At 47.5% G+C, this 23984-nt stretch carries 22 protein-coding genes; 3 read left to right on the top strand and 19 right to left on the bottom strand.

Annotated elements, in window-relative coordinates; translation table 11 throughout:
• Positions 1-37 precede the first annotated feature (37 nt).
• Positions 38-1696, bottom strand: coding sequence for a DAK2 domain-containing protein (locus ACS5WU_RS01625; RefSeq protein ID WP_465088900.1), 1659 nt, complete (start codon positions 1694-1696; stop codon positions 38-40).
• A gap of 13 nt (positions 1697-1709) precedes the next feature.
• Complete coding sequence (locus ACS5WU_RS01620; RefSeq protein ID WP_046444628.1) at positions 1710-2063, bottom strand: Asp23/Gls24 family envelope stress response protein; 354 nt, start codon at positions 2061-2063, stop codon at positions 1710-1712.
• A gap of 197 nt (positions 2064-2260) precedes the next feature.
• Between ACS5WU_RS01620 and rpmB the strand changes: the two genes are divergently transcribed.
• Positions 2261-2452, top strand: a complete 192-nt coding sequence (gene rpmB / locus ACS5WU_RS01615; RefSeq protein WP_082103577.1) for a 50S ribosomal protein L28 — start codon at positions 2261-2263, stop codon at positions 2450-2452.
• Positions 2453-2486: 34 nt separating this feature from the next.
• Here the strand turns inward: rpmB and ACS5WU_RS01610 are convergent, their stop codons facing one another.
• Genes ACS5WU_RS01610 through ACS5WU_RS01590 form a run of 5 tightly spaced genes read right to left on the bottom strand, consistent with a single transcriptional unit; the run spans position 2487 to position 7274 of the window.
• A complete protein-coding gene (locus ACS5WU_RS01610) occupies positions 2487-3125 on the bottom strand; it encodes a thiamine diphosphokinase (RefSeq protein ID WP_046444627.1) in 639 nt (212 codons plus the stop codon).
• A 2-nt stretch (positions 3126-3127) separates the two neighbouring features.
• Positions 3128-3778, bottom strand: coding sequence for a ribulose-phosphate 3-epimerase (gene rpe, locus ACS5WU_RS01605; protein WP_046444626.1), 651 nt, complete (start codon positions 3776-3778; stop codon positions 3128-3130).
• Positions 3779-3783: 5 nt separating this feature from the next.
• Positions 3784-4668: a ribosome small subunit-dependent GTPase A gene (gene rsgA, locus ACS5WU_RS01600; protein WP_059109397.1), complete on the bottom strand. Its 885-nt coding sequence runs from the start codon at positions 4666-4668 to the stop codon at positions 3784-3786.
• Positions 4646-6541 carry a Stk1 family PASTA domain-containing Ser/Thr kinase gene (gene pknB / locus ACS5WU_RS01595; protein WP_320607381.1) on the bottom strand — a complete coding sequence of 632 codons (1896 nt, stop codon included), beginning with the start codon at positions 6539-6541 and terminating at the stop codon, positions 4646-4648. The genes rsgA and pknB overlap by 23 nt, the downstream gene beginning before the upstream one ends.
• A complete protein-coding gene (locus ACS5WU_RS01590; RefSeq protein WP_465088899.1) occupies positions 6534-7274 on the bottom strand; it encodes a Stp1/IreP family PP2C-type Ser/Thr phosphatase in 741 nt (246 codons plus the stop codon). The genes pknB and ACS5WU_RS01590 overlap by 8 nt, the downstream gene beginning before the upstream one ends.
• A gap of 471 nt (positions 7275-7745) precedes the next feature.
• On the opposite strand from ACS5WU_RS01590, the gene ACS5WU_RS01585 reads away from it, so the two are divergent.
• Together ACS5WU_RS01585 and ACS5WU_RS01580 are read left to right on the top strand one after the other, a co-directional pair.
• Positions 7746-9299 (top strand): response regulator transcription factor, encoded by a 1554-nt coding sequence (locus ACS5WU_RS01585; protein WP_302762077.1) that lies wholly within the window; start codon positions 7746-7748, stop codon positions 9297-9299.
• A 13-nt stretch (positions 9300-9312) separates the two neighbouring features.
• Positions 9313-10338: a zinc-dependent alcohol dehydrogenase gene (locus ACS5WU_RS01580; RefSeq protein WP_059108561.1), complete on the top strand. Its 1026-nt coding sequence runs from the start codon at positions 9313-9315 to the stop codon at positions 10336-10338.
• A gap of 166 nt (positions 10339-10504) precedes the next feature.
• Here the strand turns inward: ACS5WU_RS01580 and ACS5WU_RS01575 are convergent, their stop codons facing one another.
• The 12 genes from ACS5WU_RS01575 to rsmB form a co-directional block, all read right to left on the bottom strand.
• Positions 10505-11170, bottom strand: a complete 666-nt coding sequence (locus ACS5WU_RS01575; protein ID WP_302762079.1) for a dihydrolipoamide acetyltransferase family protein — start codon at positions 11168-11170, stop codon at positions 10505-10507.
• On the bottom strand, positions 11163-11405 hold the full coding sequence (locus ACS5WU_RS01570) for a biotin/lipoyl-containing protein (RefSeq protein WP_046444621.1): 243 nt from the start codon (positions 11403-11405) through the stop codon (positions 11163-11165). The genes ACS5WU_RS01575 and ACS5WU_RS01570 overlap by 8 nt, the downstream gene beginning before the upstream one ends.
• A 19-nt stretch (positions 11406-11424) precedes the next feature.
• The gene (locus tag ACS5WU_RS01565; protein ID WP_046444620.1) at positions 11425-12915 is read right to left on the bottom strand and encodes an FGGY-family carbohydrate kinase; all 1491 of its coding nucleotides are present in this window, start codon (positions 12913-12915) and stop codon (positions 11425-11427) included.
• A 45-nt stretch (positions 12916-12960) separates the two neighbouring features.
• Positions 12961-14010 (bottom strand): 2-hydroxyacid dehydrogenase, encoded by a 1050-nt coding sequence (locus ACS5WU_RS01560; RefSeq protein WP_320606819.1) that lies wholly within the window; start codon positions 14008-14010, stop codon positions 12961-12963.
• 17 nt (positions 14011-14027) lie between these two features.
• Positions 14028-15002, bottom strand: coding sequence for an alpha-ketoacid dehydrogenase subunit beta (locus tag ACS5WU_RS01555; protein WP_059108563.1), 975 nt, complete (start codon positions 15000-15002; stop codon positions 14028-14030).
• 33 nt (positions 15003-15035) lie between these two features.
• Complete coding sequence (locus tag ACS5WU_RS01550; protein WP_046444617.1) at positions 15036-16049, bottom strand: thiamine pyrophosphate-dependent dehydrogenase E1 component subunit alpha; 1014 nt, start codon at positions 16047-16049, stop codon at positions 15036-15038.
• Positions 16050-16059: 10 nt separating this feature from the next.
• Entirely contained in the window at positions 16060-17295 is a 1236-nt protein-coding gene (locus ACS5WU_RS01545; protein WP_302761810.1) for a RuBisCO large subunit C-terminal-like domain-containing protein, read from the bottom strand.
• A 196-nt stretch (positions 17296-17491) separates the two neighbouring features.
• Positions 17492-18490: an ABC transporter permease gene (locus tag ACS5WU_RS01540; RefSeq protein ID WP_235811552.1), complete on the bottom strand. Its 999-nt coding sequence runs from the start codon at positions 18488-18490 to the stop codon at positions 17492-17494.
• On the bottom strand, positions 18490-19986 hold the full coding sequence (locus ACS5WU_RS01535; protein ID WP_046444615.1) for a sugar ABC transporter ATP-binding protein: 1497 nt from the start codon (positions 19984-19986) through the stop codon (positions 18490-18492). Before ACS5WU_RS01535 ends, ACS5WU_RS01540 begins: the two co-directional genes overlap by 1 nt.
• 92 nt (positions 19987-20078) lie before the next feature.
• A complete protein-coding gene (locus tag ACS5WU_RS01530; RefSeq protein ID WP_046444614.1) occupies positions 20079-21188 on the bottom strand; it encodes a sugar ABC transporter substrate-binding protein in 1110 nt (369 codons plus the stop codon).
• A gap of 461 nt (positions 21189-21649) precedes the next feature.
• Complete coding sequence (rlmN, locus tag ACS5WU_RS01525) at positions 21650-22687, bottom strand: dual-specificity RNA methyltransferase RlmN (protein ID WP_046442960.1); 1038 nt, start codon at positions 22685-22687, stop codon at positions 21650-21652.
• Positions 22684-23982 (bottom strand): 16S rRNA (cytosine(967)-C(5))-methyltransferase RsmB, encoded by a 1299-nt coding sequence (gene rsmB / locus ACS5WU_RS01520; protein ID WP_320606820.1) that lies wholly within the window; start codon positions 23980-23982, stop codon positions 22684-22686. The genes rlmN and rsmB overlap by 4 nt, the downstream gene beginning before the upstream one ends.
• Positions 23983-23984: the final 2 nt, after the last annotated feature.

The following is a 23984-nucleotide window of genomic DNA, read 5'->3' as shown; positions in this document are numbered from 1 at the left end:
GACACGTTTTTCATGCCGGCTTTTGTCGCGATTTTGATTATTCCACCGATAAAATATACGGATAAACCGGTTGGCCTCCATAGTGCATTTCTACATCGCACCCGTCAAACAGTTCTTCCGCTTTTTCCGCAAGCCCCTGTGCCTGTCCTTCATCCGTGCCATCGCCATAATAGAGCGTGATAAGCTCAGAATCCTCATCCGTCATTTTTTGTAACAGCTGCTCAAATACCTTAGGAAGCTCTTTGCCGTTCGCTACGATATCGCTTTCATAAATACCAATCAAATCATCCTTTTTGATGCTGTTTCCGTTCATTTTGGTATCGCGTACAGCATTTGTAATCAGACCGGTTTTAACCTGTCCCGTCACGCGCTCCATCTTTTTTACGTTGACGTCTATATCGGCGTCCGGATCATAAGCGACAGCTGCTGCAATACCCTGCGGGATTGATTTCGTTTTAATAACCTTTACATTTTTGTCGCTCATTTCAGCCGCTTGATCCGCAGCCAGAATAATATTTTTATTATTTGGCAAAACGATTACATTGCGGGACGGCGCATTTTTAATTGCATGCAGAATATCGTCCGTCGACGGATTCATCGACTGTCCGCCCTCTACAAACGCTTCAATTTGCCAATCGCTGAAAATCGTCCTGATGCCATCGCCCGCTACAACGGCTACTACAGCCACATCCCGTTCCGGTATATCCGCAGGGATCGCCACCGCCTCTGCGGCCGCCTGCGGATCGATTTCCGAAAGTTCCCTGTGCTGCTCGCGCATATTATCGATCTTAATATGACTGAGTTCTCCCAAAATCTGCGCATATTGAAGCGCAAGCCCGGGTTCATTGGTATGCACGTGCGTTTTCACCAGGGAAAGATCGCCCACCACAAGTACGCAATCCCCAATTTTTGCGAGATTAGCCCTGTACGCGTCGATATCACGTTCCTTCACATCAGGGTAAAGGTTTTTAATAAAAAATTCAGTGCAATATCCAAATTGTATATCGTCCTTTGAGTTGTCAAGATTTGAAAAATCCACGACAACCTTTTGTTCGTCAAGGATTGCACCGCTATCGATCACATTCCCGTCCAGGACAGCCTTCAGTCCAACCATAATGACAAGGAACCCTGCGCCGCCAGCATCTACCACCCCTGCTTCCTTCAGCACGGGAAGCTGCTCAGGCGTTTCCTTAAGCGCTTTTTCGCCCTCCTGAATCACATAGTCGATCTGCTTGTACAAATCGTCGGATTTGGTGGCAATGAGCTCCGCCGCGTCTGCCATCTTGGTTGCAACGGTGAGAATCGTACCCTCCTTGGGTTTCATCACGGCTTTATACGCATAATCCACGCCATTTCGCAAAGCACCTGCAAAAATAACCGTGTCTATATGGTCTGCCTTTGCCATCGCATCCGCAAAACCGGCAAATATCTGCGACAGGATAACGCCGGAATTACCCCGCGCACCCTTAAGTGCCCCAAGACTCAGCGCCTTCACAACAGAGTTGATACTGTCGTCCTGCACAGCCGCCACTTCTTTTGCGGCAGTGATCATCGTAAGAGACATATTTGTTCCCGTATCCCCATCAGGAACGGGAAATACGTTGAGCGCATCAAGTGCGTCCTTGTTTTTTTCGAGTGTCGCGGCAGCGCCGAGGATCATCTCCTTCAGCCGCTGACCGTCAAGCGCTTCAATCAATCACTAAACCCCCTTAGATCTGAATGCCCTGCACAATAATGTCTACGCTCTGCACATTCAGTCCGGTTTCTTTTTCAATAGAATATTTTACTTTATCAATGATGTTTTCCGCTACCGCAGCAAGGGAAACGCCATATTTTACAGTAATGTACAGCTCAACGATCACATTTTCCGAGCCGTCTGTCTTTATTTTCACGCCCTTTTTGAGATTGTCGCCTTTAAAAAGGTTCGAGATCATTTCCGTTATATTTTTTTGCGACATTCCAACCAGTCCATAACACTCTAATGCGCTGTATCCCGCGATTGACGCAATATAGGGTTCGTTATACTCGATTTTTCCTAAATCAGTTTTTAAAGTTGCACTCATGGAATGAACCTCCTAATGGTTTATTATAAGTATTATATAACATATTTATTACAATATCAAACGAATATCCATGTCCGGCCTCATAAAAAATACTTACAGGCAATCTGAATTGTTTCAAAAAAACTCTTGCGCGCGGTTCCCTTTCATGGTAAAATAAATGCTGTTTGAACGTATACACCAAGAGGGAGGTGTTTTAGATGGCAAGATATTGTGAAATTTGTTCCAAAGGCGTTTCTTCCGGCAACAAGGTCAGTCACTCACACAGAACGTCAAAGAGAATTTGGGCTCCAAACGTACAGCGCGTCAGAGTCATTGAAAATGGTACTCCTACCAGAAAATATGTTTGTACACGTTGCTTGCGTTCTGGAAAAGTAGAGCGTTACGTATAATTTTGAAAACAAAAGGACAGATTTTGTATCTGTCCTATTTTTTTATCTCTTTATCCCTCATGATAAATACAAAATCGCTGCTCTGTATCTGTGCGCGCGGTCTTGTAAAAATATTACTCACGCCCCTTGGTTTATCATTGCGAAGCTCGAGCTCATCCAACGGATAATAAAGCCCGCTTGCATTTACGACGGCTTTTTCATTCACCGGAATGATTGATACGGTTTGTCCCACCTGCCCGCATATTTCAAAACGGCCTGTATAAAGTTCTATTTCCTGCAGATCGTCCTCAATCGTAAGCGGCACACTTTTTTCATAAGCACGCTTAAGCAGCATCAGATTGGAAAGCAAATGATCAATTCTGCCTCCTGTCGCGCCCAGAAATATAATTTCCGATGCGCCACGCCCGATTGCCTCATCAAGAGCAAGCATTGCGTCTGTTTCGTTTTTCTCCTCCTGTGCGGTCAGGAACTCACACTCCATACGCCGGTATTGGAAAACCAGCTCCTGATCAACCGAATCCAGGTCTCCTACAATAAGCTGCGGCAGAATTCCTGCGTCATGAAGCGCATGGAGCCCTCCGTCGATTGCGACCACATAGTCTGTTTCCGCAGCCCTTTTAAGCAATAAGCCGCGCCCGGGCCGCTGCCCGGACGCAACCATCAATACCTTCATTACTATTTGCTCTCCCGCAATCTTTTTACGGCCAACGCCGGATCCGGATCATTAAATACGCTGCTGCCCGCAACAAGCACATTTGCGCCCGCCTCGATAAGCTTTGGAGCATTTTCAAAGTTTACCCCGCCGTCGATTTCAATATCAATCTCCTTGCCATGCGCGTCGATCATCGCTTTCAGGTCTCTTACCTTCTGCAGAACGACAGGAATAAAGCCCTGTCCGCCATAACCAGGGTTCACGGACATCAAAAGAACCATATCCACATCGTCAAGCACATATTGAATCATGTCAAGAGGAGTCGCCGGATTCAGAACCACGGCCGGTTTCCTGCCGCATTGTTCAATTTGTTTCAGCACTCTTTGCAGGTGCTTTGTTGCCTCTGCATGCACGGTAATGATATCCGATCCCGCCTGCGCAAACCGCTCGATATAACGCTCTGGCTGGGTAATCATCAGATGAACGTCAAGCGGGATATCCGTAATCTTTTTGAGTCCTTCAATCATCTGGAAGCCAAACGAATAATTTGGTACAAATACGCCGTCCATGACGTCGCAGTGCAAATAATCCGCGCCCGCCTCTTCCATTTTCCGTACGCCTTTTTCCATGTTACAGAAATCGGCTGCCAATAACGATGGTGCTACTTTGATCATGTCTCTTATCTCTCCTTCAGTGAATGTATAATCCGTAAATAACGGTCATATCTCTCTTTGTTTATTTCTCCCGCCTCTACCGCATCCTTTACGGCGCAATCCGGCTCCCTGTCGTGCAGGCAGGAAGTGAAGCGGCAATTTCCGGCAAACTTTTGAAGCTCCGGATAATGTGCGGATATTTCATTTTTCTGCATCCCTTCGATTTCATACATCGAGAAACCCGGGGTGTCGACCACATATCCATGAATTGCAGGAACATACAAAAGCTCAGCCTGGCGGGTTGTATGCTTTCCCCTGTCTGTTTTTTTACTGAGTCCGCCGGTCTCCTGTTCAAAATCCGGATCAATCGCATTGATAATCGATGATTTCCCCACGGCAGACTGGCCTGCAAAGCATACGCATAATCCGGAAATCATTTTCTTGAGCGCTTCAATGCCCGCTCCCGTGCGTGCCGATACCACGAACGTATCATAATAACCACAGTATTGATTTGCCAGCCGATCGATTCCCGCTGTATTCTCATCCGATTTATTGATCACCACTACAGGTTTAATTCCGGCGCAACCGGCCTGAATCAACAGCTTATCGCACAAAAAAAGGTCCGGCGCGGGTTTTCCCGCAGAAATCACCAGCAGCATACTGTCTACATTCGCTACTGCGGGACGGAGTAAAAAATTGCGGCGTGGTAAAATCTGTTCAATCGAGCTATAACCTTCAAGCTCGACAAACTCCACAATGTCGCCCACCATCGGCGTCATCTTTTCCTTTCGGAATTTTCCGCGTGCTTTACATTCATGTACGCGCCCATCCTGATCGCTTACATAATAAAAGCCGCCAATTCCTTTTACGATCCTGCCCTGAATGTTCTTAACCTCCCCTGGTAAATTCAACGGTTTCCGATTTCAGTTGAATATCGTTCAAAAATATAATCAGCTCAGTTTCCACCGATTCTTCATCCGAATCGATTACAATCTGCGTCGCCTTTTTCAGGTCTATCTCCTGCTCGCCTGATTGTACAATCGTATCATAAATAATATAATAAACCGGAATCCCGTCAATTTCTCCCTTTACGCCGACCTTTAATTTCGTCCCATCCTTGGGGATAACAAGGTCCAGCGCTTCTCCGTTGTAGGAATAACGCGTTCCGCTGCTTCTTGAAACGGTCAGTGTCATGGGTTTGTTCACTGCAAGTTCAATGTTTTCCTGTGGAGATTGTGAAATCACAGTACCCTTTTTTTCGTCAGAGCTCTTTTCGTAAAGGAAAAACGTTGTAAGCCCCTGTGCCTTAAGGCTTTCAAGCGCAGTGGAAACATCGTCGCCCTGCACATTCGCCACCTTTACCTTTTCAACATTTGGCGACGCCTTCACCGTAAGCCATACGCTTCCGCTTGCGGAAATCGATTCCCCCGGAAGCGGATATTGGCTGATTACATAGTTGATAGGCTGCTCACCGTTGATATCATCTACAATCTGGTTGACCTCAATGCCATTTTCTGCAAGAATTTTCTGTGCCTGCGTAATATCAATATTCGTCACATCCGGCATTGTATCCGTACCCGTTCCATTGCTCACAACAATACTCAGCGGATCGCCCGGTTTGACCTGCACGCCCGGTTCTGGTTCCTGACCTATTACAATTCCCTGCTCTGCCTGCGAGGAATACTCGTATGTGACCGTAGTCGTGGGCGTTATGTCCTTAACCGCCTCCTGCGCGCTTTTTTGCGTCATCCCAACAAGGTTTGGCATAGAGATCGGCTTTTCCGCATTGTAATTGATCACAGCGCTTGCGACCGCAATAATCGCAAAAACGATCACGGCAGCAATCCCAAACATGATAAACAGCCGTTTCAGGCTCCTTTTGGAGCGTTTGGCCTGTTGCTCCTCCATGTGCTGCTGCACGCGCTTGCTTTCCGTATATCTGATATATTCCCCATCCGGCTCCGAAAGGCAACGCTGCAGATCTTCGTACATATTGAATGCCGATTTGTACCTGAAATGCTTATCCTTTTGCGTCGCTTTCTGAATGATTTTATTGATACTCTCAGGAATATCCGGCATTTCATCCCGCACGTCAGGCATGAGCTCATTGATATGCTTTAATGCAATCGCAACGGAAGTGTCCGCGTCGAAGGGAACGTGTCCCGTCAGCATTTCATAAATCAGTATCCCCAGTGAATAAATATCCGAACGCTTATCTACGCGCTCTCCCCGCGCCTGCTCCGGTGAAAAATAGTGCACCGAGCCCATCACGTTGTTATCTTCCACTGTAATTGTATTCTGTGCGATATTGCGCGCAATCCCAAAATCCGCGATAAACGGCTCGCCTGTCATGTCGATCATAACATTATGCGGCTTGATATCCCTGTGGACAAAACCTTTAACGTGCGCGTATTCAAGCGCCAGACAAAGTTTTTTGGCCACATTGACCACATACTTTAATGGCAGCGGCCCATTGATATTGATCAAATGCTTGAGCGTTTTACCATGGATCAGATCCATCACAATGTAATAGGTCCCGTCGTCCAGACCGGCGTCATATGCCCGGATGATATTGGCATGACGAAGCTTCAGCGAGGCCTGCACTTCCTTTTTAAAGCGTTGGACAAACTCCTCGTTTTGAGTCAGCTCCGGCTTTAATATTTTGACGGCAACCTCCTGCTTGGTGCGCTCGTCAATCGCTTTATATATGTATGCAGATCCGCCGGCGTCAATCTGTTCAATCAGGCGGTACCTGCCCGCGAGTAAACGGTTGGGCTCAATCATCCGGCAGCCCTCCATCCCCTGAATACTGTGCGAGAATCACTGAAATATTATCCTTGCCCCCGCCCGAAAGCGCAATCTCCACAAGCTCTTTCGCCTTATCTTCAAGGCTTATCTCTTTGGAAAGCACACGGTTGAGCAAATCCTCGTCTGTATAGTTTGAGAGTCCGTCTGAGCACAGCAGGATAATATCGTCTTTTTCCCATTTTTCAGTAAAAAAATCCACACTGATTTCTTTCATTCCAACGGCGCGCGTAATAATGTTTTTAAAAGGATAATCTTCAGCAGCTCCCTTTTTGATTACGCCGCTGTCAATCAGGTGCTGGACATACGTATGATCCTTGGTCACCTTCCTGATCGATCCGTTTTGTTTATGGTATGCACGGGAATCCCCTACCTGTGCAAAAGTAATCACATCGCCGCAAAAAGCCGCGAGCGTCAGGGTTGTTCCCATCCCCTCCAGCTCAGAGTTTTTCTCCATTTCGTCACGCAATCTCTTGTTGGCAAATTCAACCGCCTTGCGAATCTGTTCTTCATTGAGTTCGTTAACGCCAAGCCCGTCAATATACTCTTGGATTGCGCTGCACGCCGTCCCGCTTGCAACCTCCCCCGCCGCGTGGCCGCCCATTCCATCTGCAACCAGCATATAGACCGGAGCACTTTTTTCGTGCACCAGTACAGAATCCTCATTGACTGTCCTGACTTTGCCCACATGGCTCAACGCCGCAACTTTCATCTTTTCACCTTCACAGTAGCTTGTTTTTGTTTTTACGCAGCATTTCTGTTTTTTTGATACAACGCCGCGCGTCCTGCAAAACGGTTATTTGCTCACATTCCACAAACCTGTCTTGCGTGATGCAAATTTATTATACAATATTTACAGAATAAAAAGTAGGTGCTATCCATATTCAGATACAAATTTTTTTATATCTTTTATATCGTAATATGCGAGCAGGCGCAATTCCAGGATGTTTCCCGGCATTTGCAGCAGGTTTTAATTATGATCAAAATGCACTTTACTTCCCGGGTTTTGCTTGTACCTTTTTCCGGTTCGTGATAATCTATAAATATACTTTTTTATTGGCATTCTGCCTTGTTGTGTTGGATTTTCGTTCAATGAAAAAACAAAAAGAGCCATGCGGGTAAAAATACTCCTGAAACGGCTGGAACGAAAGTCTTAAGATTTTTAAGATACCGGAGAACTATAATGCTGAAATTACAGATTCTGATGAATAATTATAGCGCTGTTTCCTTGCTATGCGATATGATCTCCCGTTGCGGTCTTCCAATCGACATTGTAGGCGCAGAATATAACGGAGCTCTTGGCCTGGAACAGTTAAAACTGTACAAGCCACAAATTATTATTCTGGACCGTTCCCTTCCCGTTATTGGCGTTGAACGGTATCTGACGCTGATTGGCGAAATCTACAATCATTCCAATGAATTTGTTGTCCTTCTTGTCGAGCCTGACGCTCGCTGCCTTCCCATGCAATACCGGTATGTATTTAATACGGTTTGTTTCAACGACATCTCACAGGAATATCTGAAAAGCACTTTTTCCGATATCCTCGGCATCCTGCAAAGGCAATCGGCACCATCCCCGTCGAAGGATGACGCTGATTATAAACTCAGCGCACAGCTTTTGGGCGACGGCTCTTTTTCCCCTGCTGCGCTGGACTATCTGCGCGGGAAATACGGATTTCATTCCGAATCCAAAATCAGCCTGCTTCTCCCACGTCCTTTCCGGCCTTTTTTGCAGTTTGATACGTCCTTTAAAAAATCTCTGCTCTGGCAAATTGAAGATATTTTAAAACAATATGGTAGAGGCGCGGCGTTTTTTATAAACGACGGCCCACTCTGCATCATGCTCGACCATGCAGAGCAAATCGATCAAGCATCCAGAGAAAAGCTTTTATTCGAGATTAAATATCTTCTGGAGGGTAAAAGCAACGTGTCATTCACTTTTTTCCTGAGCAATCCTTCAGCGCCAAATGTCTTAGGCAGTAAATACCGCCAAATTATGAAACAATACCGGTATGGCTATTTTGTCGGCAATCTGGACCTTATTACGGAAGCCGACCTTGTGGTAAAATGCTCTGATTCCATTTCTTCAACCGATGGTTTGCTTGCAGAGCAATTTCACGCCATTCGCATCTTACGCCTTTTTCCTGCTGATGTAGATTCTGCCGCACAGTTGCTAAACGAGCTTTATATCTGGAATTTAAAGCCTTCCCGCAGTTTTTCAGAGCTCTTTTATATCAGGCACAAGCTAGAGCTGATATCATCCACAATCCTCTTTCTATATCATTTGGAGGAGGTTGAAGGCAGCAGTCCCTTCATTCTTGATTTTGAAACGATCGAGGATGAATGCTCCGCAATCAAAAGCTGGTTTTATGCTTTGGGAGAAAAATGCTCCGGTTACCACCACACGGTTAATGAGCTGATCCTGAAAGCTTCAGCAGAAATTATAGACAATTTTTTATCTTCCGTCTCCCTGACACAAATAGCATCCGGCGTTCATGTTACCGATACTTACCTGAGCCATCTTTTCAAAAAAGAAACGGGGACCACCTTCACCGGTTATCTTACGCTTCTTAAAATTTGCAGTGCAAAGAGCTACATCCGCAATACGGAAAAAAAGATCGCAGATGTCGCATCAGCCCTTGGTTTTTCAGATTACCGCTATTTCAGCCAGATTTTCAAGAAAATCGTCGGTATGACGCCAACAGAATATAAAGGTTACTGCCACTCCATCAAATAAAAGAGGAATAATAATGAAACAAGTCTCTATTACACATAGCCGAAAAGTCGAACTACTTGAAAAGCCGGAGCCGGAAATCCAGGCTCCCGACGATGTAAAGATCAAGGTATCCTACGCAGGTGTTTGTTTTGACGATCTTCCATTTTTTGAGCGCAGTGATGAAATGCTGGCCTGGGGGCCTATCCTTTATCCAACCGGGCATGAAATGTCCGGCACAGTCGTCGAATGCGGAACAGAAGCGAAAGCACTTGGTTTTTCTGAAGGAGACAGAGTCAGCGGTTACGCATGGCAGCCATGTGGTCATTGTTTTTACTGCCTGAGCGGAAAGGAAGCGCATTGTTTGAACTTGCGTATGACAGAGGGCGCGATGTCCGAATATATCGTCTGGAAGGCTCGACAACTGATTCATCTTCCAAAATCAGTCCCAATGAAAGCAGGTTGCCTTACAGATCCTATCGGCTACGCACTTCATGGTATGGACCGCGCAAGTATTAAAATGGGCGACAAAGCGATGGTAATCGGCGCAACAGTACCCGGCCTGCTAATCCTCCAGTTGGTAAAAATGCAAGGCGCTACCTGCATCACAGTAATCGATTCAACCGAGGCAAACCGTGACCTTGCGCGAAGATTCGGCGCCGAATACACAATCGATCCTTCAAAGCAGAATATCGCCGCCGAGGCAAACGGGATTACAAACTATCTTGGCTACGACGTTATTTTCGAAACCTCGGGCAACATCAAAATGCTCAGGCTTTCTTCAAAGCTATTGGCACGTGAAGGAACAATCGCGTTTTCGAGTGTTTACGGGCTAAATACGGATATTCCGATTACCACCTCCGAGCTTTACCTGAAGGAGGCAACTCTCAAACCCTTTTATATGGCTCCTTATATGCTTCCGCGTATCCGTGAGATTATGCCGAGGCTCGACCTGGAGCCAATTATATCAAAGATTTTTTCGCTCAACGACGCTCAGGAGGCATTCGAAGCAACCGAAACGGGCTTTTACCCAAAGGTGCTGATTGAATTTGCCGGAGAATAGTGACATTTCAATCATGTGTATGTAAAGATCATAACAAAACAGGCCGTGAGTTTCACGGTCTGTTTTGCAAAATGCGGTACTGGCAAACATTTTCAGGACATAGGAGTTTAAGTGTCGATATTAATACTATGGATTTTCGCCTGCCGTACCGCACGCTCCAGAAAGCTCAGCCAAGATCCTGGGGCGCCTCCATAAGAGCCACAAAATCCTGGAGCATGCGTGCTCCGCTTGCACCGTCTGTTACCCTGTGGTCGATGCTTAATGATACGCTCATCACTTTTCCCGCTTCAAGCTTTCCATCTGCTACGACGGGCGTATCGGCAATTTTGGAAACTGCCAAAATCGCAGCCTGTGGAGCGTTAACAATCGCCTGAAAGGAACGTATGTTAAACATTCCCAGATTGCTGAGCGTAAAGGTTCCCCCGGAAAGCGCGTCCATTTTAAACTTGCCCTCCTTTGAGGCTTCCTTGATTTCTTCCATTTCCTGATGAATTTCCTGCAGCGTCTTATTGGACGCGTTGCGGATTACCGGCACAAGAAGGCCTCGCGGCGTATCGACCGCTACACCCATATTGACCTCATCATGTTCGACGATATGGTCTCCCGCCCATGCGGAATTCAGCTTCGGATGGTTTTGGAGCGTATCCGCCATCGCCTTCACCATAATCGTCGTAAATGAAGGCTTATATGGAACCAGCCTGCGGAACGCCATGATCGCCCCACAGTTGATTTCTGCGACCAACTGAAATTGCGGAACCTCAGTCCAGCTCGCGAGCATTTGCCTGCTCATTGCCTTTTGCAGCGGCGTCAGCTTCAATTCACGGTCATTCATCGGTCTCTACCCATCCGATTGTCTTGGTGATTTCTACCGTATCGCCATCCCCGGCAACAATCTCCACAAGTGTTCCGCTGACCGCGGCTTCTACTTCCGTTACAGCCTTATCCGTCTCGATTTCCAGAATAGACTCGCCTGCCTCCATGTGGTCGCCCACTTTTTTTAGCCACTTATTGATTGTTCCCTCTTCCATATCGAGGCCAATCTTAGGCATAATAATTTCTTTTTTCATGATGATATCTCCTTTGTTATTAATATTCCATATCCCATACATCCCATAATCTTCTGCAAAGCTCCGTATACACCGCATAAATACGGTCATACTTTTCGCATGCCTCTTCGTTTGGTTCAAAGGTGCGCTTGACCTTAACCATCTCGCGGATTCCTTCGCTCACATCCGAAAAAAATCCAACGCCTACTCCGGCTGCAATGGCCGCTCCTCTTGCGCCCACTTCGTTTCCGTAGATCGTTTCAACGGGGCGTTTTGCACAGTCTGCAAATATCTGGCACCAGATATCGCTGGCGCTTCCCCCGCCAGAAAGCCTAATACTGGTCGGTTTCTCCGGGAAGTGCTCATAACAGTCTTTCATGGAAAGCGCAACCCCTTCATATACCGCGCGCAGCATATGATCTATGCTGTGATGCGCTTTCATTCCGTAGAACTGGGCGGATGCAGTTGATTTCACGAACGGAGCCCGTTCTCCTCCCTCCGCAAGGAAGGGCAGGAATATAATCCCGTCCGAACCTGCCGCTATTTTTTTGATACGGCGTTCCGCGTCTTCAAATGAAAGCTCCCCATGAAACATCTCGCGCATGAACCAGTCAACGTTCGGCGCGCCCATCATCGTACCATACGCAAGCAGCCACCGCTCCTTTGCTGCATGGCAAATGATGGAAGGCGGGGCATCCCCCGCATCCTCCATCAGGTCAAGGGAATCTGTTGCCATTTCACTGTATACTGTCGTACCCACAATCGATACCGCGGTGTCCCTCTCATAAACTCCGCTGCCTACGGCTGTGCAAACCACATCAATCGCGCCGTTTACAACCGGGATACGCGCCTCAAGTCCCGTTGCTTCAGCCGCCGCCTCCGATACATAGCCAATTACATCCGTGCTCCCTGCAATGGGCGGCAGCAGCTCCAAAAGCTGCTCTGCATGGAACTTTCCAAGCAGCTCTCCATTGTACTTCCCCTCGCTCGCACGAATTAACGACGCGTCTGAAAGATCGGTTGGATCTGTTACGATTTTTCCTGTGAGGCAATATTTGATCCAGTCCTTACAAAAAAGTACATGTTTTGCCTTCTTCATCGTATCCGGCTCGTTGTCATAATGCCATACGGAATAAGGAAGCGTCGATCCGGCAAATACAACTCTGCCCGAAGCATTCAGGATACCCTCGCGGTTCCATCTGTCGATATACGAGGTCGCCCGTCCGTCCAGCCACAGCACCGCCGGGTGAAAAGGTTTTTTATCCTTATCAAGCATCCAGAGTCCGTCTCCCTGCGCGGTAATCCCTATCGCCTTGATTTCCCCAAACTGTTTGCTGTCCTGCGTGACCTCGCGAATCGTTTCAACCACCATGTTCCATACTTCGTTCATGTCAGCAAGCACATTTCCGAAATCATTATAGACCGGCGCCATTTGCCTTCGGGCGAATTTCAATTCGTTCCCTTTCTGATCAAACAGCACCGTTTTTATTTTTGTCGTACCGGCGTCGATTCCTAAAAAGAGCGCATCCATTCCCATTCCACCTATCTTAAGTCGTTTTGTTTTGTAAACCGGCGTTCAATCCTTGTATACGTCAGGATTATACACCTTCTCAGGACGTTCCCCTGCCAGGAACCTCTGCGCATCCACCGCGAGCTTTTTGTAAGACCTTACATAGGGATCGAGGCTGCATCCCGCAATGTGGGGTGTAAGAACCACGTTATCCATCGCCACCAGAGGATGGTTATCCGGAAGCGGCTCGATCGGATAAACATCCAGGGCTGCGCCTGCAATTTCATTCTTTTGCAGCATATCGATCAGCTTGTCATAATCGAGAACCGCAGCACGCGCATTGTTAATGAGGTATGCGTTCGGCTTCATGAGCGACAGCATCTCAGCAGATACAAGCCCCCTTGTGGATGGCGTAACCGGTACGTGGATCGAAACAAAATCCGCCTGTCGCATCACGTCTTCAAGCTCCATCAGCTTGATGCCATACTTTATATTTTCCGGCTTCAGGTATGGATCAAATGCAATCACTTCCATGTCAAAAGCCACGGCACGCTTTGCTACCTCCATGCCAATCGCCCCGCATCCCACAAGGCCAAGCGTCTTTCCTGCAAGCGTCGGCCCTTTGTATTGCAGATATGCAAACTTTTCAGGAGTCGAGCCAACCCAGTTAATATCGTTTTTGCAGAACCCGTTTTCAAAATGCTGTTTTTCGTCGGTCATCACTTTGTTTTTGATCAGGTGGTTTCCCTGTGCAAGCCCCCTTGAAACAGCAATCATCATACCAATCGTGAAATCCGCTACCGTATCGCCATTGCGCCCGGGAACGTTTGTAATTGGAATCCCCATCTCTGTCGCTGCTTCTACATCGATATTTGCGTGCGCGCCCCCACGGACCGAAAGGATGATTTTAAGATCCTTTGCCTGTTCAAGGACTTTGCGGGAAAGCGGATCAAATTCAATGACAACCGCGTCCATTCCCTGCAGCGCCTCCGCAAGCTCGTCCTCCGTAAGAAGCCGTCCAAGTTCCATCATCCCTTTATAATGGACCTCATCGAACATTTTCTCGAATACCTCTTTGTATTCGTCTACCATATATGTCGTAACCAAAAGTTTCATGTCTTGTCTCCTTGTTATTATTGATTCAAGCATTCCTTTACGGCCCCGATGATATTTTCATCATTCGGAACAAATAGCTTTTCGAGTACCGGCGCAAATGGAACCGGCACGTTTGGCGCGCCAACGCGCAATACGGGAGCCTTTAAACTTTCCCATGCCGCTTCCTGTATCTGCGACGCAATCTCGGCTCCAAATCCGCCTTTCCTGCATGCCTCGTGCACCACGACCGCCCGGCCAGTTTTCTGTACGGATTTTACAATCGTTTCCGTATCAAGCGGCTCTAAAGAGCGTACGTCCACGATTTCCACATCGATATTTTCCTGTGCCAGCTGTTCTGCGGCCTTAAGCGCCTGATTTACCATTGCCGAATATGCCACAATCGTAATATCTTTTCCTTCGCGTTTAATGTCGCAGGTATAGTCGCATTCGTATGCCTCCTCCGGCACCTCGCACTTCACCTTATAAAGTGCTTTGTGCTCAATAAACACAACCGGGTTGTTGTCCCTGATTGCCCGCAGCAGCAAGCCTTTCGCATCATATGCGTTGGAAGGCATGAGCACGCGTATTCCGGGAATATGGCTTAAAATCGCTTCCAGCGACTGCGAATGCTGCGCCCCGTTACCAAGGCCCGCTCCGCCTTCCGTCCTGATTACAAGCGGAATATTTACCGCTCCGCCATACATATAGCGTATCTTTGCCGCCTGGTTCATAATCTGGTCAAAACAGGTGCCGATAAAGTCAATATACGACAGCTCCACAATCGGCCTCAGGCCAATCAGCGCAGCGCCTACTCCCGCGCCCACGATTCCCGTTTCCGAGATGGGCGTATCCCGTACGCGCTCCGCGCCAAAATGGTCGAGCAGGTCGTAAGAGCACCTGAGCTGTCCGCCGTATACCGCGATATCTTCACCGATTGTAAAAATCCGCTCGTCACTGTTGAACGCGATATGCAGCGCTTCGTTTACTGCTTGTCTCATAGAGATTTTTCTCATAAAAACGCCTCGTCTTTCTTTTTTGCTGTTTTATCAGGAAACCGGCTGAAACGGAACCCATTCTATCGTTTCAAAATCGGGATCGTAAAGGTCCTCCGTCAGGTCCGTCGCACCGGGTTCCGGCTCCAGCTTTGCTTCTTCGGAAGCCTTCATGACTCTTTCATGCTCTTCCTTGCGAATCTGGTCGAGCTGCTCATCCGTCATTGCATATTCCGATTTCAGGACTTCCCTTACCCGCACAATAGGATCCTTTTTCTTCCATTGGGCGACCTCTTCTTTGGTACGGTAGTTTTCATTATCCCCATAATAGTGCCCGCTCAGACGGTAGGTATCCATTTCAAGGAGTACCGGGCCATTCCCTGCGCGTACATATTCCGCTACCTCGGCAAAGGTGTTATATACCTCTATAAGGTCGTTCCCGTCGATCGTCATTCCCTTAATTCCATATCCCTTCGCCCTGTCTGAAACATGCGTTACATTCATGGACTTTGAAATATGCGTGGAAATTCCATATTTATTGTTTTCACAGATAAATACCACCGGCAGTTTCCATACGCTTGCAAGGTTGAGCGATTCGTGGAACGAGCCTTCATTGGACGCGCCGTCTCCAAAGAAGCAAACCGCGATATTATCGCCGTGCTGCAGGTCGATACCAAGCGCCGCGCCTGTTGCAATCGGTATTCCGCCGCCTACGATACCATTTGCGCCCAGCATACCGATTGCGAGGTCTGCAATGTGCATAGATCCGCCCTTTCCCTTACAGTAGCCGGACTCACGTGCCATAAGCTCCGCAAACATCTTTTTGAGATCCGCGCCCTTGGCGACGCAGTGCCCGTGTCCCCTGTGTGTTGAGGTAATATAATCCTGATCGGTCAGGTGAGCGCACACACCTGTTGCAATCGCTTCTTCACCGTTATAGGTATGGACTGCCGCACGCGTCAGGTTTTGCTTCGCAAGCTCGATGGCCTCGTTCTCAAATTCACGGATACGAACCATCGTATGAAGCATTTCCAGCAGCTTTTCCTTTGTCAGTTTTGTTTTTGCCATTGTTTTTCTCCTATTTGCACCAGAATTTTAATGCCGCATCAAGCTCCTCATGTTCCTTTGCCGCTTCTGCAAGGTCAACGCCTGCTTTATAAGCCTTCATTGCCTGCAGGATTGCCTTTGCGCCTGCCGTTGCGCCCATCGGATGGCCATAAATTCCGCCGCCTGCCATCAGAATGGTATCCTCACCGAGCAGGTCCATCAGATAAGGTATTGTTCCCGGATGTACGCCGCCGGCAACCGTATCAAAGGATTTTTTGATCACACCCATATCTGCCGAAAGCGCATTGTGCGTTTCCACTAGCTCGTTTGTGGAAATACCAAAACGTCCGCTGTCCGGATATACAAGCGACATATCCATACCAATCAGTCTTGGAAGCTTGCCGCATGCAAGCGATGTAGACATTCCGTTTGTTTTGGAAGTATAATATGCTCCCATTCCAGCACAATGGCCAAAGATCGGTATTTTGATTCCTTCACGTTTCAAATGACGTACAAGGTCCTCTACATCACCCCAGCCAAGCGCCTGATAGTTGACCATGATAGAGTTTGCACCCGCGTCAATCGCCATATGCGCGCGGTCTATCAGGTTTTCGCCTGTGATATTAACCGCATACAGGCAGCTCTTATCCTTTCCGATATCCTTCAAATATTTCATCACTGTGGATACGCGTTCCACCATTGGCGAATATGCCGGATCCGCAAGCAGTTCGTCATCCTTGATCACATCTGCGCCGCCGGCTGCCGCTTTTGCAGCACCGCTTGCCGAAAGCTCCGGCTCAACGCCGATGCAGGGCTTCAATATTGCGCCGACAAGCGGCCTGTCATAAACGTTCAAAAGGCCGCGAATACCGTCGATTCCCATCAGCGGCCCGGGCAGTTGCTCCAAAACCGGATCGGGCAGTTCAATGTCCACAAGACGCACGCCGGATTGTCCCAACACATTTCCTGCAACCGTGCTCAGGATCATGGGCATATAAATCTGGAAATTCGCTACCGGAAAAGCAATCCTTGCGATGCAGGCGTGCTCCTGCGCCATTGGATAGATACCAATGATCTTTGCGCCGTATTTTTCAATAATTTCCGGCGTTTCGCCTTCCACGTGCGTCCATGTGCCTGCGCTCTGATCCGCCGCAATCAGTTTTACCCAGCTGTATAGATCCGGCTCTTTTTCAGAGTTCAAATAGTATGTTGCGATCAAATAGTCGTCCTTGATGTGCTCCGATAGTGTCATAGTTTCGATTTTCATGTTACCCTCCTGAATAGTTATAATTGTTTTGCCCCGTCCTCGTCCGGACGGTATTTCACCTGTTTATTTGCGGTTTTTTCCCTTTTTTTGGCAACAGGAAACCAGGCCCCCGTAAAACGGGGCCAAATTCCCTCTATTCATACCGCTTATGAAACCTGTATCAATTTATGCCATGCGGGCATTTACCCGCTGTGGCCTATGCTTTTTTGATCTTTTTCTGCTCGCGCAGCCTCCGTGCAATGTCGAGGTATACGGCGAACAGAATAATAATTCCCTTCACAACGTCCTGCCAGTAGGAATTGACTCCCAGAAGGTTTAACCCGTTGTTGATTACGCCGATAATCAGCGCACCGATTAGCGTACCCCCAAGCGTCCCCGAGCCGCCTGTCATCATGGTGCCGCCAAGTACAACCGCGGCGATTGCGTCCATTTCCGCCCCATTGCCCATGGTAGGTTGTCCGGAATAAAGCTTGGCTGCTGTCATAACGCCCGCAATGCCGGCAAGCGTGCCCTGGATCATGTATGCGATCCACGATACTTTTACAACATTGATACCGGAAAATCTTGCGGCCTCTTTGTTGCCGCCCGTGGCATACAGGTGTTTCCCATACCTTGTATAATTCAGCACGATGAACAAAATCACGAATATGATCAGCATATAAATGACCTGAAGCGGGAACACATTGCCAATCCTCCCGTTTCCAATATAATTAAGACGTTCATCTGTGACATATACTGGTTTACCACTCGTAACAACAAGCGCAAGGCCGCGTATGATCATCATGGTTGATAACGTAACGATGAATGCGGGCATATTGCATTTTGTTACAAAAAATCCGTTTACAATTCCCACTGCAAGCCCAATCGCCACCGCAACCAGTATTGCAGGCAAAAGGTCAAATCCGGATTTTGACATAAGTGCCACGAGAGCAATGCCGGATAACGCCACGACCGATCCGACCGAAAGGTCGATGCCGCCGAGCAGGATGACATACGTCATACCAAAGGCAATTACCGCATTGGTCGATATCTGCAATAAAACATTTGATATGTTTACCGTCGTAAAAAACGATCCTGTTACAACGCCCAATACGACACAAAGTACAATCAGGCTCATTAAAATGCCGAAATTCTCTTTAAAGGGCTTCGCCCATTTTTTATCCAAAAAAGATTGTTTTGTCATTTCCTGTTTCATTATGAATTTCCCCCCATGGTAGCATGTTTGATAATTACTTCCTCATCGAGCTGTTCCTTTGGAATCCTTGCGACGGTTTCTCCGCGGCGCATCACATATACCGTATCGCTCACGCGCATAATTTCAGGCAATTCTGAGGAAATAATGATTACCGCCATGCCTTTCTTCGCGAGCTTATCGATCAGGTCATAAATTTCCGCTTTTGCGCCTACGTCAATTCCGCGCGTAGGTTCATCCAGCAATAATATTTTGGGGTTTGTCGCAAGCGCTTTTCCAATAACCACCTTCTGCTGGTTCCCACCGGAAAGCTTTTGCGTCGTCATCTCGCCGGATGTGACCTTAATATTCAGTTCTTCGATCATGCCGTCGCAAATCTGACGTTGCTTTTTACTGTTTATTCCAACTACGCCGATAAATTCTTTGAGGACGCAGAGGCTCAAATTAAAATCCACCGTCTGCGACAAAACCAATCCTTGTTTTTTTCTGTCTTCTGGCACGAGAATGATCCCATGCTTCATTGCTTCGACCGGATTATGAATCCTGATCGGCTTTCCTTCCAACGTGATCTTTCCCTTGTAATCCGTATCGATTCCGGCTAACACGCGTGCGAATTCACTCCTGCCCGCGCCCACAATGCCGGAAATGCCAATTACCTCTCCCTTATGAAGCTCGAGATCGACATTTTTTACCATATCCCCACAAGATATATTCTCAACTTTAAGAATTACTTCGTCCGAGGGCTGATGCGTCGTATAGTGCTCTGCTATCGTCCGTCCAACCATCATGGATACAAGGTCGTCCTCCGTAATATCCTTAATTTCCCTTGTTCCGACATATTCCCCGTCGCGCAGCACCGTTACCCTGTCGCACAACCGGAACAGTTCTTCCATCCTGTGGGATACATAAATGACCGATATCCCCATTTCCTTGAGCTTGTCAACCGTTTTGTACAGGTTCTCCACTTCCTTTAGGGATAACGAAGCCGACGGTTCGTCCATTACAACAATTTTTGCGTTATTGGATAGCGCTTTGGCTATTTCAACTACCTGCTGGCGCGAGATACTGAGCGCATTCATTTTTTTGTCCGGATCGATATCGGAGCCAAATTCGCGCAGGATTTTTTCGGAGTCGCGATATACTTTTTTGGAATCAACGAGACCGAATTTTCCCTTCGGTTCTTTTCCCATAAAAATATTTTCTCCCACCGTCATATCCGGCGCAAAGGACAGCTCCTGATGAACGATGCTGACACCATATTTATCCGCGTCGTGCACGCCTTCGATCTCAGCTTTTTCACCATCGATGAAAATCTCTCCCTCTTCGGCTTTGTGGATTCCTCCCAAAACCTTGATCAACGTAGATTTTCCGGAGCCGTTCTCGCCAAGCAGGGCATGTACTTCGCCCCTTTTCAGGTCGAAATCAACTTGGTCTAATGCTTTTACACCCGGGAAAATCTTTGTGATGCCTTTCATTTCTAATATCGTATCGCTGTTCATATTCCCTATTCTCCCTTGTAACAAGGCCGATTAACCATTGATGGCTGCAGGCAGGATTTTCCTGCCCGCACCATCGTCTGTGAAATCAAATACTACTCGACATATTTGATGTTCGGATCCCCTTCATAGTAATACTCTGCAGCTTCATCTGCGTTTTCAGAAGTGATGATCTTGTATGTGGTATATTTCACCGCGTCGCCAACAGGCTCGCCCTTCATTGCTTTGTAAAGGTCAAGCGCAGACTGTTTGGCCATTGCATACGGCTGCTGTCCAAGGGACGCCGTTTCTTTACCCTGCTTTACAAAATCGAGCGCTTCAGGAGCTCCGTCAAATCCATAGCATTTTACCTGGTCTGCAATACCGGCTGTTTCAGCCGCTGTATGTGCGCCGATCGCCTGTTCGTCGTTCGAGCAGATAACCGCGCTGATATCCGTATTCGCCTGGAACTGGTCCTGCATCACAGAATTTGCTTTCTCGACCTCGCCGCCGCCGTCTCCGTCATATACAAGTTCAAGTCCTTCATATTTCTCGATAACCGAACGGAATCCATCCGCCCTCGCCTGCGGGCCTGTACCCGGATTTGCGAGGATGACGATTTTCCCTTCATAATTAAGGTCTTCCGCCATTTTTTCAGCAAGCGCCGCGCCCGCTTCTTCATTCGGCGTCATAACCTGCGAGCAAATCAGGTTTTCATAACCTTCCGCAAACGGAAAGTCTGCCGATACGACCATTACTCCCTGATTTACAGCATTCTGCGTTACAGAAATGAGCGCCTGCCCGTCGATTGTCTCGCATACGATACCCACGCATCCCTGTGCCACAAAGTCGTCGATATTGTTTGCCTGTACCGCCGCGTCAAAACCGGGGTCAAGTACTACCGGAATGTCCCCATTGGCTTCGATCACTTCCGAGGCTCCGTTTACGAATGCCTGGCAATGCGGGATGGTATTATCGATAACCGTGATGCCGATCTTGTTTCCGCCGCCTTCCTTGTAAAGGGTGCTTGGCGCGCCATAAATTGAGTCTGCCGCAGCCGCTCCGGAAGCAGCCGAGCTCTCTTCGGATGCAGCAGATGCGTCTGCAGATGCAGAACCCGCTGCCGAAGATGACGATCCGGTTTCAGCTGCCGGCTGAGCGCAGCCAAACATTGTAAACGCAACCATAAGTACAACAACCATCAATACCAATAATCTTTTTTTCATTTTTTTCCTCCTTGGTTTTTTCATTCTTCAGGGTTCTCTTCCCTGAAACCGCAAACATATAAACTTATAAAAAAACATTACTTTAAGACACCGACGAATCGGTTTGTTTTTGTTTCATCTTTTTTTGTTCTGTGAATACAATCTATCAGTTCTGTCTGGTTTTGATTTGTCTGGTCGATTATCGAATTTCTTTCACCGTTGATCTCATTATACAGTTAATCAAAATAAAGTGTGATAGGATTTCTTGTTATAATTTTTGTTATGGGGGAGTTTATTTTTTTCTATTCCATGCCCCGTGCAGCAAAAATTTATACATTGTGTTGATTTTTTGTTTTTAAAATTTTTTTTCAAACAAAAAAGGACTGCGATTTTTTATTTCGCAGTCCTTTCTGTTTGTTTTATATAAAATTGTCGGTTATTTTGTGAAAATCAGGGAAAATATTTCTATATCAGGGACCGGTTCACTTTATGTTTCCGCCATCCAAATGCTGTTGCCGCAGCTGACCGCAGGCTCCTGCAATATCGCTTCCCATGGATTTCCTGACCGTTGCAGACAGTCCTTCTTCTGCAAGCATATCGCAAAAAGCGTATACTCTTCGCTTTTCCGGCGCTTTCAGGGCAAGCCCGTCGTTTTGATTCAGCGGTATCAGGTTGATATGGCAATTCATCCCCTGCAGCGCTTCTTTTAAAAGCAGTACATCTTCCCTGCCATCGTTAAAACCATCGATCACAGCATACTCGATAATAATGCGCCGTCCGGTTGCCAGAAAATATCCGTTCGCCGCATCCAAAATATCTGCAATTTTATACTGCTTTGCGGAAGGCATAATTTTAACACGTTTTCCGTCCGATGCGGCATGCAGCGAAATCGAGAGTGTCACGGGTAAATTCTCCCCCGCAAACTGCCGTATGCGCTCCGTAAGCCCACAAGTGGAAAGCGAAATATTACGCATCCCAATATGCAGTCCCGCCTCGCTGTTTACAAGCCGCAGAAACTTCACAACCTGATCATAATTATCAAAAGGCTCGCCCATCCCCATCAGTACGATATTCGTAATGTTTCTTCCTTCACCCTGGTCTGCATTCACCGCTGTTACCTGCGCAAGTATTTCGCCCGCCGAAAGATTTCGTTTCAGCCCCTCGGCGCAGGAAGCGCAAAACTCACAGCCCATACGGCATCCAACCTGCGTAGAAACGCAAATTGTATTACCATAATTTTTTTGCATGAATACGCTCTCCACGGTGCTGCCGTCTTCAAATTCAAACAGGTACTTTTTTGTACCGTCCACAGACTGCGCGACCGTTACTGTCCTTGCGTATCCTTCCGAATACCCTTCCCTTAATTTTCTCCGCAATTCCTTTGAGAGGTCCGTCATTTCTTCAAACGGTTTTCCCATCGAAAGCCACTTCATAATCTGCCCGGCCCGGAACGGCTTTTCACCCATACCGGCAAGCAGGTCTTTTAATTCATCAATATTGTAATCCAGTAAACCGTTCATATTCTTTTGAGCCTCGCAATAAAAAATCCGTCGATTCCGTCTATATGCGGGAAAAGCTGCAGCATCCCACCGTGCAGCCTTTTCGAAAGCTTTTCCGGAAGATACTTGCCAGGTTCATCCATCACAAACTCCGGGTGCCCTTTCAAAAACCATTCCATATTATCCTCGTTCTCCGCGCGGTCAATCGTGCATGTGGAATAAAGAAGCGTTCCCCCCTTTTTTACGTAAGAAGCACAAGCCTCAAGGATAGCTCTCTGTGTCTTCACAAGCGGCGGTATGTCCTCTTTCTGTTTCAGAATCTTAATATCCGGCTTACGGTATAAAAGCCCCAATGCAGAGCACGGCGCATCCACCATCACTACGTCAAAGCCGTCATGATAGTCACAAATATCCTTACTTGCATCCTGCACCAGTATCTGCGCATTTGCTACGCCCAATCGTTCAAAGGTCTCTTCAATCAGCTTTGCCCTGTGTGGATAAAGCTCCATCGATACGATTTGCCCACCAGATGCAAATTGTGACGCATATGCGCTTTTTCCACCCGGCGCAGCACACGCATCGAGGACACGGTCCTGTTTTCCAATCCCTGCGGCGTGCACGCACAGCATAGAAGCTTCTCCCTGAACAGCGATCCCCCCGCCGGTAAAAAGCGGCATTTTTTCAATCGAAGACGCATTTTTGATATAAAAGGCATCCTCTAAATATTTCCCTGCCGAAAAGTTCTCCGGCAACCGCATATCCCTGAGCAGGTTTTTCCGTACACAGGTCAGGGAATGGTCGTTCGAAAAACTCAGCATCTGTTCGGTTTGCTGCTCGCCATATTCGGCAAGGTACTTTTCGCACAGCCATTTGGGATAGCTGTAAAAAATATGCAAAAATTCTGCGAGATCTGTTTCCCTGTCCGGGTAACTGATCTTCCCAAGGTTTTTGGAAAGATTTCTCAGCGTCGCGTTAACAAACCCTTTCAGTTGGCGTTTCCCAACCTTTTCAACGAGCTTGACGCTTTCGTTCACAGCTGCGGATGCCGGCACCGATTCGAAAAACAACAGCTGGCAGGCCCCGATCCGTAATATGTTCATAATCACCGCATGCACGCGTTTTGCCGTAATAAATTGCTTTAGCACGTAATCGATGCGAAATAGATTTTCTATCGTCGTATTTGCAAGCGCAGTAATAAAGCGCTTATCCTCCGCACTCCAGTTTGCAGATAATACGCGCTTGCTTTCAAGATTCAGATAGCTTTTATTTTTCAGCACATTGGATACGATTTCCAGTGCCGCCTGCCTTGCATTCAAAA

The organism is Christensenella sp. KGMB01412 (assembly GCF_055522415.1).
The sequence above is the reverse complement of the archived record's forward strand: the minus strand, read 5'-3'. Positions and strand labels throughout refer to the sequence as shown.

Bases quoted from the DNA above. Each gene is read 5' to 3' on its own strand.
- ACS5WU_RS01620 (WP_046444628.1), bottom strand. From the start codon at position 2,063: ATGAGTGCAACTTTAAAAACTGATTTAGGAAAAATCGAGTATAACGAA.
- rpmB (WP_082103577.1), top strand. From the start codon at position 2,261: ATGGCAAGATATTGTGAAATTTGTTCCAAAGGCGTTTCTTCCGGCAAC.
- ACS5WU_RS01610 (WP_046444627.1), bottom strand. From the start codon at position 3,125: ATGAAGGTATTGATGGTTGCGTCCGGGCAGCGGCCCGGGCGCGGCTTA.
- rpe (WP_046444626.1), bottom strand. From the start codon at position 3,778: ATGATCAAAGTAGCACCATCGTTATTGGCAGCCGATTTCTGTAACATG.
- pknB (WP_320607381.1), bottom strand. From the start codon at position 6,541: ATGATTGAGCCCAACCGTTTACTCGCGGGCAGGTACCGCCTGATTGAA.
- ACS5WU_RS01590 (WP_465088899.1), bottom strand. From the start codon at position 7,274: ATGAAAGTTGCGGCGTTGAGCCATGTGGGCAAAGTCAGGACAGTCAAT.
- ACS5WU_RS01585 (WP_302762077.1), top strand. From the start codon at position 7,746: ATGCTGAAATTACAGATTCTGATGAATAATTATAGCGCTGTTTCCTTG.
- ACS5WU_RS01580 (WP_059108561.1), top strand. From the start codon at position 9,313: ATGAAACAAGTCTCTATTACACATAGCCGAAAAGTCGAACTACTTGAA.
- ACS5WU_RS01575 (WP_302762079.1), bottom strand. From the start codon at position 11,170: ATGAATGACCGTGAATTGAAGCTGACGCCGCTGCAAAAGGCAATGAGC.
- ACS5WU_RS01570 (WP_046444621.1), bottom strand. From the start codon at position 11,405: ATGAAAAAAGAAATTATTATGCCTAAGATTGGCCTCGATATGGAAGAG.
- ACS5WU_RS01565 (WP_046444620.1), bottom strand. From the start codon at position 12,915: ATGGATGCGCTCTTTTTAGGAATCGACGCCGGTACGACAAAAATAAAA.
- ACS5WU_RS01560 (WP_320606819.1), bottom strand. From the start codon at position 14,010: ATGAAACTTTTGGTTACGACATATATGGTAGACGAATACAAAGAGGTA.
- ACS5WU_RS01555 (WP_059108563.1), bottom strand. From the start codon at position 15,002: ATGAGAAAAATCTCTATGAGACAAGCAGTAAACGAAGCGCTGCATATC.
- ACS5WU_RS01550 (WP_046444617.1), bottom strand. From the start codon at position 16,049: ATGGCAAAAACAAAACTGACAAAGGAAAAGCTGCTGGAAATGCTTCAT.
- ACS5WU_RS01545 (WP_302761810.1), bottom strand. From the start codon at position 17,295: ATGAAAATCGAAACTATGACACTATCGGAGCACATCAAGGACGACTAT.
- ACS5WU_RS01540 (WP_235811552.1), bottom strand. From the start codon at position 18,490: ATGAAACAGGAAATGACAAAACAATCTTTTTTGGATAAAAAATGGGCG.
- ACS5WU_RS01535 (WP_046444615.1), bottom strand. From the start codon at position 19,986: ATGAACAGCGATACGATATTAGAAATGAAAGGCATCACAAAGATTTTC.
- ACS5WU_RS01530 (WP_046444614.1), bottom strand. From the start codon at position 21,188: ATGAAAAAAAGATTATTGGTATTGATGGTTGTTGTACTTATGGTTGCG.
- rlmN (WP_046442960.1), bottom strand. From the start codon at position 22,687: ATGAACGGTTTACTGGATTACAATATTGATGAATTAAAAGACCTGCTT.